Raw genomic sequence first — 7,022 nt, forward strand, 5'->3', positions numbered from 1 at the left:
TCGTGCCCAGACACTCCCCGGACCTCGTGATCATCGGCGCCGGCGTCGTCGGAGCCGCGTGCGCGTACTACGCGGCGCGCGCCGGACTGCGCGTGGCCGTCGTCGACCGCGGCCCGGTCGCCGGCGGGACCACCGGCGCCGGCGAAGGCAACCTCCTCGTCTCCGACAAGGAGGCGGGCCCCGAACTGGAGCTCGCGCTCCTCTCCGCCCGGCTGTGGCGCGAACTCGCCCTCGATCTCCCGCGGGAGATCGAGTACGAGGCCAAGGGCGGCCTGGTCGTCGCCGCGGACGAGGCCACCGTGAAGGCCCTGCGGGGCTTCGCGGACGGCCAGCGCGCGGCCGGGGTCGACGCGGTCGAGGTGGGACCGGGGGAGCTTCGCGAACTGGAGCCCCACCTCGCCCCGGACCTGGCGGGCGGCTTCCTCTACCCGCAGGACGCCCAGGTCCAGCCGGCCCAGGCGGCGGCGCGGCTGCTGGCCGCGGCGCCCGGGGTGGAGGTCCACCTGGGGGAGGAGGTCACGGAGCTGCTCCTCGGCCCCGCGGGCGGGATCCGCGGTGTCCGTACGGCTCGCCGCGACCTCCTCGCCCCGGCGGTGCTCAACGCGGCCGGGACCTGGGGCGGGGCGGTGGCCGCGCTGGCCGGAGTCGGCCTTCCGGTGCTGCCCCGGCGGGGGTTCGTCCTGGTGACGGAGCCGCTGCCGAGGGTGGTGCGCCACAAGGTCTACGCCGCGGACTACATCGCGGACGTCGCGAGCGGGTCCGCGTCGCTGCAGTCCTCCGCGGTGGTCGAGGGCACCCCGGCGGGGCCGGTCCTGATCGGCGCCACCCGCGAACGGGTCGGCTTCGACCGCTCGCTGTCGACGGAAGCCCTGCGGCGGCTGGCGGCGCAGGCGGCAGCCCTCTTTCCGGTCCTGGCAGACGTGCGCGTGCTGCGCACCTACCACGGCTTCCGTCCCTACCTGCCGGACCACCTCCCGGCGATCGGTCCGGACCCCCGGGTTCCGGGGCTGTTCCACGCCTGTGGGCACGAGGGCGCGGGCATCGGCCTGGCCCCGGGGACGGGCGTCCTGATCGCGGCGGCCCTGACGTCCACCACGCCGGCCGTGGACCCCGGGCCCTTCGCCCCGGCCCGGTTCGCGGAGGGCTCGCGGTGACCGGGGGGTCGGGTGCGGGGGTGGGTGCGGGTGCGGCGCCGTTGCCGGGGACCGGTCCCCGGGCCCCTGCGCCTCAAACGCCGGCGGGGCTGGGGTGTGGCCGGCGTCGGTCCGGCTGCGGGTGGGCCGGTGCCGGGGGCGGGGTGGGGTGTCGGCCTGGACTGCATGATTTAGGCGCCCTGTACTCCGCTGCGATGGGGGGAGGGGGCTCTCGCGCCACACATCACGCTTTACGTCCAGGCCGACACCCCACCCCGCCCCCGTCCCCGGCCCGGGTGCCCTCTTGCCCGGCCGGGCGGTGTTCGGCTCTTCAGCCGTCCGGCGTTTGAGGATCGGGGTCTGGGGCGGAGCCCCAGGGGGTCCGGGCGCAGCCCGGGACCCCTTCCAGCCCCGCCGGCGTTTGAGGCGCGGGTCCGGGCGGAGCCCGGGGAACGGTGGAAGGGCGGGTAGGGGACAGCCCCCGCAGGGCAACCGCAGTACGGAACGCGCCGCGTAGAGGAACCTAGGAGGACGGAAGCGATGAGCGAAGCTACGAGGGGCCGGCGAAGGTCGCCCCGCGACCTGGTGGGCGGCACCCCCGCCGAAACCTGGAGCCTCCGCTTCGACGACCGCGAGCTCCCGGCCCAAGCCGGGCAGAGCATCGCCGCCGTCCTCTGGTCCGCCGGCATCCTCGCCTGGCGCACCACCCGCGAAACCGCCTCCCCCCGCGGAGCGTTCTGCGGGATCGGAAGCTGCTACGACTGCCTCGTCACCGTCAACGGCCGCCCGAACCAGCGCGCGTGCCTCGTCCCCGCCCGCCCGGGCGACCACGTCACCACCCAGGAAGGGACCGGCCGTGACGACCTCGCCGTCTGACTCCGCACCCTGCGACCTCGCCGTCGTGGGTGCCGGTCCCGCCGGACTCGCCGCCGCGGTCACGGCCGCCGGCCTGGGGCTGCGTGTCACCCTGCTCGACGCGGGGGAGCGCCCCGGCGGGCAGTACTACCGCCACCCCGCGCCCGGACTCGGCGCGGACCGCCCCGAGGCCCTGCATCACGGATGGTCCGCCTTCGCCTCGCGCGAAGCCGCCCTGCGCGACCACGTGGTGGCCGGCCGGATCACGTACCTGCCGTACCACCACGTCTGGACGGTCACCCCCGGCGGGACCGCCGTCTGGACCCTGCACGCCGTCGCCGGCCCCGACGAGGCCCCCGCCACCGTCCGGGCCCGCACCGTCCTGCTCGCCACGGGCGCCTACGAGCGCCAGCTCCCCTTCCCCGGCTGGACCCTGCCCGGGGTCGTCGGGGCCGGCGGGGCGCAGGCCATGCTCAAGAGCGGGCTCGTGCTGCCGGGCAGCCGGGTCGTCGTCGCCGGGAGCGGGCCCCTGCTGCTCGCCGTGGCCGGCTCGCTCGCCGCCGCCGGAGCCCGGGTGCCCGCCGTCGTGGAGGCGGCCGCGTACACGGGCTACGCCGCCCACGCCCCCGCCCTGCTCCGCAACCCCGGGAAGCTCGCCGAAGGCGCCACGTACGGCGGGGCCCTGCTCCGCCACGGGGTGCGCCTGCTCACCCGGCACGCCGTCACCGAGGCCCACGGCACCGACCGGGTCGAGGCCGTCACGGTGGCCCGTCTCGACCGCGACTGGCGCCCGGTCCCCGGCACCGCCCGCCGCATCCCCTGCGACGTCGTGGCCGTCGGCCACGGGCTCGTGCCGCAGCTGGAGCTGGCCACCGGTCTCGGCTGCGCCACCCGCCCGAGCCCGGACGCGACCGTCGCCCTGGAACTGGACGCGGAGCAGCGCACCTCCGTCCCCGGCGTCTGGTCAGCCGGGGAGACCGGCGGCATCGGCGGTGCCCAACTGGCCCTGGCCGAGGGGGAGATCGCCGCACACTCGATCGCGGGCCGGTCCGTTCCGGCGCGCCTTGCCCGTACCCGTACGAGGCTGCGCGCGTTCGCCGCCGCGATGGCCGGCGCGCACCGCCCCGGGCCCGGGTGGACCGGCTGGCTGCGCGAGGACACCGATGTGTGCCGCTGCGAGGAGGTCCCGGCCGGCCGGATCCGGGAGGCCGTCGAAGACCTGGGGGCGCGGGACGCCCGTACGGTCAAGCTCCTCACCCGGGCCGGCATGGGCTGGTGCCAGGGGAGGATGTGCGGCCCGGCCGTCGCCGCCCTCGCGGGAGGGGCCGCGACGTTCGAAGGCCCCGCCCCCGACCGCAGGCCGCTGTCCTGCCCGGTCCCCCTCCGCCATCTCGCGGAACTTCCCGCCGAACTTCCCTGACGGGACTGCCGACAGGGCGGCCGCACCTCTTGTGGCCACGTCACACCCACTAGTAAAATGTCACACATCACCCTAGGGAGCACTCTCATGACCCACGCGCACACCCCCGCGCCCGCTGGTACGGACACCCGCACCCGCCCCTGGCACGGCATCATGGTCGCCACCACGCTGCCCCTGCGGGAAGACCTGAGCGTCGACCACGACGCCTATGCCGAACACGTGGCCTGGCTGATCGCCAACGGCTGCGACGGCGTCGTCCCCAACGGCTCCCTCGGCGAGTACCAGACCCTCACCGACGAGGAGCGTGCCGCCGTCGTCCGGACCGCCGTCGAGGCCGCCGGTGACGGCGCCCGGGTGATGCCCGGAGTCGCCGCCTACGGCAGTGCCGAATCCCGCCGCTGGGCCGAGCAGGCCGCAGAGGCAGGCGCCGGATCCGTACTCCTGCTCCCGCCGAACGCCTTCCGGGCCGACGCGGACGCCGTGCGCGCCCACTACGCCGAGGTCGCCCGCGCCGGCGTGCCCGTGGTCGCGTACAACAACCCCATCGACACCAAGGTGGACCTCGTCCCGGCCCTGCTGGCCCGGCTGCACGCCGACGGCTCCATCGTCGCCGTCAAGGAGTTCAGCGGGGACGTGCGGCGCGCCTACGAGATCGCCGAACTCGCCCCGGGCCTGGACCTGTTGATCGGCGCGGACGACGTCCTCCTCGAACTGGCCCTCGCCGGCGCCGTCGGCTGGATCGCCGGCTACCCCAACGCGCTCCCGCAGGCCTGCGCCACCCTCTACCGCGCCGCCGTCGCGGGAGACCTCGACACCGCCCTGCCGCTCTACAAGTCCCTGCACTCCCTGCTGCGCTGGGACTCCAAGACGGAGTTCGTCCAGGCCATCAAGCTCTCCATGGACCTGGCCGGCCGCCCCGGTGGCCCCACCCGCCCGCCGCGCTTCCCGCTCACCGGCGAGATCGAGGCCGGCGTCCGCGCCGCCACCGAGAAGGCCCTCGCCGAGGGTCTCAACTAGCCCATCCCGAGGGGGACCTGATGCGCACCCGAAACATCTACCACGCGGTGGACTCGCACACCGAGGGCATGCCCACCCGGGTGATCACCGGGGGAGTCGGGGTCATCCCCGGCGCCACCATGGCCGACAAGCGGCTCCACTTCATCGAACACCTGGACCACATCCGGACCCTGCTCATGTACGAGCCGCGCGGCCACTCCGCGATGAGCGGCGCCATCCTGCAGCCCCCGACCCGCCCCGACGCCGATTTCGGCGTCCTCTACATCGAGGTGTCGGGCCTGCTCCCCATGTGCGGGCACGGCACCATCGGAGTCGCCACCGTCCTGGTGGAGACCGGCATGGTGCCCGTCGTCGAGCCGGTCACCACCGTCCGGCTCGACACACCCGCCGGGCTGGTCAGCGTGGACGTCCACGTCGAGGACGGGGCGGCCACCGCCGTCACCCTCACCAACGTCCCGGCCTTCTGCGTCGGCCTCGACCTCAAGGCCGAGGTCCCCGGGTACGGCACGGTCACCTACGACCTCGCCTACGGCGGCAACTTCTACGCCTTCGTCGAACTCGACTCCCTCGGGCTCCCCTTCGACCGGGAGCGCGGGGACGACCTGCTCGCCGCGGGCCTGGCCCTCATGGAGGCGATCAACGCTTCCGAGGACCGGCCCGTGCACCCCGAGAACCCCTCCTTCGGAGGGGTCAAGCACGTCTACCTCGCCGCCCCCGGATCCGACGCCCGCCGTTCCCGGCACGCGATGGCCATCCATCCGGGCTGGTTCGACCGCTCGCCGTGCGGTACGGGAACCAGCGCGCGCATGGCGCAGCTGCACGCCCGCGGACTCCTGCCCCTGGACACGGACTTCGTCAACGAGTCCTTCATCGGCACCGAGTTCACCGGCCGCCTCATCGGCGAGACCACGGTGGCGGGCCGCCCGGCCCTCGTGCCCACCGTCACCGGCCGGGCCTGGATCACCGGCACCGCCCAGTACTTCCTCGACCCGTCCGACCCGTTCCCCGGAGGGTTCCTGCTGTGACCGTCGTACGAACCGTGGACTACCACACGGCGGGCGAGCCCTTCCGCATCGTCGATCTCACCACCGGGGGCGCCCCGCCCGTGCCGGGGGACACCGTCGCCGAGCGCTGCGCCACCGCCATCGGACCGGGCGGATCGGGCACCGCCCCCCGGCGCGGCGCCCTGGACGACGTACGGCGGCTCCTCGTGCAGGAGCCGCGCGGACACGCCGGGATGTACGGGGGCTTCGTGGTCCCGCCCGACGACGACGGGGCCCACTTCGGGGTGCTGTTCTGGCACAAGGACGGCTACTCCACCGCCTGCGGCCACGGCACCATGGCGCTGGGTGCCTGGGCCGTGGACACCGGCCGGGTCGCCGCCCCGGACGACGGGGACGTCCAGGTACGGATCGACGTGCCCTCGGGGCGGGTCGGCGCGACCGTGCACCGCTCCGGGGGTCGCACCACCGGGGTCACCTTCCGCAACGTCCCGGCCCGCGCCAGTGCCCGCAAGGTGCCCGTCGCCACGACCCTGGGCATGGCCGAGGTGGACATCGCGCACGCCGGGGCCTGCTACGCCTCCCTGCCCGCCCGGGATCTCGGCCTGGAGGTGACCGTGGCCTCCCTGCCCGAGCTCGTGCGGGCCGGGAAGGAGATCCGGGCCGCCCTCGCCACCCACCCCGGGACCTGGCACCCGGACGGGCCGCTGCTCTCCGGTGTGTACGGGGTGACCCTGTACGAGGAGCTCCCCGACACCCCCTTCGGGCCGCACCAGCGCAACGTCACCGTCTTCGCCGACGGGCAGATCGACCGCTCTCCCTGCGGCTCGGGCACCTCGGCGCGGCTCGCACTGCTGGCCGAGGACGGGCGGCTGGGGGAGGGGGAGGACCTGCTGCACGAGTCGGTCGTGGGCACGGTGTTCACGGGCCGCGTCGCCGCGCGGGTCCCCGACGGCGTGGTCACGGAGGTCACCGGTACGGCGTACCGCACGGGCGAGCACCTCTTCACCGTCGACCCGCAGGACGCGCTCGGTACGGGATTCCTGCTGTGATCCCCCAGCTGTCGGGCGCCGAGATGGCCGGCCTGCTGAGCCCGGCCGCCGCCGCCGACGCGCTCGCCGGCGTACTGCTGGCCGGGCTGGACCCGGAGACCTGCCCGCCGCGCAGCGCCCTGCCCGTGCCCGGCGGCGGGGAGCTGCTGCTGATGCCGGCCGCCACCGGGGCCTACGCCGGCGTGAAGATCGCCGGGGTGGCCCCGGGGAACCCGGCGCTCGGGCTGCCCCGGATCACCGGGTCCTACCTCCTCCTGGACGGCCCCACCCTGCGCCCCCTCGCCCTGCTCGACGGGGCGGCGCTGACCACCCTGCGCACCCCGGCGGTCTCGGCGCTCGCTCTGCGCCACCTGGCCCCGGCCGGGCGGCCGCTGCGACTGCTGGTCTTCGGCTCGGGGCCGCAGGCGTACGGGCACCTCGAAGCGGTGCACGCGATGCGGACGCTGGCGGAGGTGGTGGTCGTGGCCCGTGCGGGGTCCCCGGGCAGCGCGGCCCCCGCGCTGCAGGCGGGGGCGGCCGCGCCGGGGGGGGGGGGCAGTTAGCG

General features: G+C 75.6%; 7 protein-coding genes. All 7 read left to right on the forward strand.

All coding sequences use genetic code 11. The features are described 5' to 3' along the window. The first annotated feature begins 2 nt into the window (after positions 1-2). The 7 genes from ABZY57_RS03290 (at position 3) to ABZY57_RS03320 (ending at position 7,020) form a co-directional block, all read left to right on the forward strand. On the forward strand, positions 3-1,154 hold the full coding sequence (locus ABZY57_RS03290; protein ID WP_356507590.1) for an FAD-binding oxidoreductase: 1,152 nt from the start codon (positions 3-5) through the stop codon (positions 1,152-1,154). Positions 1,155-1,673: 519 nt separating this feature from the next. Then, positions 1,674-2,009, forward strand: a complete 336-nt coding sequence (locus ABZY57_RS03295; RefSeq protein ID WP_356507592.1) for a (2Fe-2S)-binding protein — start codon at positions 1,674-1,676, stop codon at positions 2,007-2,009. After that, entirely contained in the window at positions 1,990-3,408 is a 1,419-nt protein-coding gene (locus tag ABZY57_RS03300; protein WP_356507594.1) for an NAD(P)/FAD-dependent oxidoreductase, read from the forward strand. Before ABZY57_RS03295 ends, ABZY57_RS03300 begins: the two co-directional genes overlap by 20 nt. Positions 3,409-3,495: 87 nt before the next feature. Beyond that, positions 3,496-4,425, forward strand: a complete 930-nt coding sequence (locus ABZY57_RS03305; RefSeq protein WP_356507596.1) for a dihydrodipicolinate synthase family protein — start codon at positions 3,496-3,498, stop codon at positions 4,423-4,425. A gap of 20 nt (positions 4,426-4,445) precedes the next feature. Then, positions 4,446-5,450 carry a proline racemase family protein gene (locus ABZY57_RS03310; RefSeq protein WP_356507598.1) on the forward strand — a complete coding sequence of 335 codons (1,005 nt, stop codon included), beginning with the start codon at positions 4,446-4,448 and terminating at the stop codon, positions 5,448-5,450. Then, on the forward strand, positions 5,447-6,478 hold the full coding sequence (locus tag ABZY57_RS03315; RefSeq protein ID WP_356507600.1) for a proline racemase family protein: 1,032 nt from the start codon (positions 5,447-5,449) through the stop codon (positions 6,476-6,478). The genes ABZY57_RS03310 and ABZY57_RS03315 overlap by 4 nt, the downstream gene beginning before the upstream one ends. Then, on the forward strand, positions 6,475-7,020 hold the full coding sequence (locus ABZY57_RS03320; RefSeq protein WP_356507602.1) for a hypothetical protein: 546 nt from the start codon (positions 6,475-6,477) through the stop codon (positions 7,018-7,020). Before ABZY57_RS03315 ends, ABZY57_RS03320 begins: the two co-directional genes overlap by 4 nt. Positions 7,021-7,022 lie beyond the last annotated feature (2 nt).

Source organism: Streptomyces sp. NPDC006450 (assembly GCF_040612195.1).
In the GTDB taxonomy this organism is placed as follows: Bacteria; Actinomycetota; Actinomycetes; order Streptomycetales; family Streptomycetaceae; genus Streptomyces.

Excerpts from the sequence above, each read along its gene's own strand:
- ABZY57_RS03295 (WP_356507592.1), top strand. The coding sequence starts at position 1,674 with ATGAGCGAAGCTACGAGGGGCCGGCGAAGGTCGCCCCGCGACCTGGTG.
- ABZY57_RS03305 (WP_356507596.1), top strand. The coding sequence starts at position 3,496 with ATGACCCACGCGCACACCCCCGCGCCCGCTGGTACGGACACCCGCACC.
- ABZY57_RS03310 (WP_356507598.1), top strand. The coding sequence starts at position 4,446 with ATGCGCACCCGAAACATCTACCACGCGGTGGACTCGCACACCGAGGGC.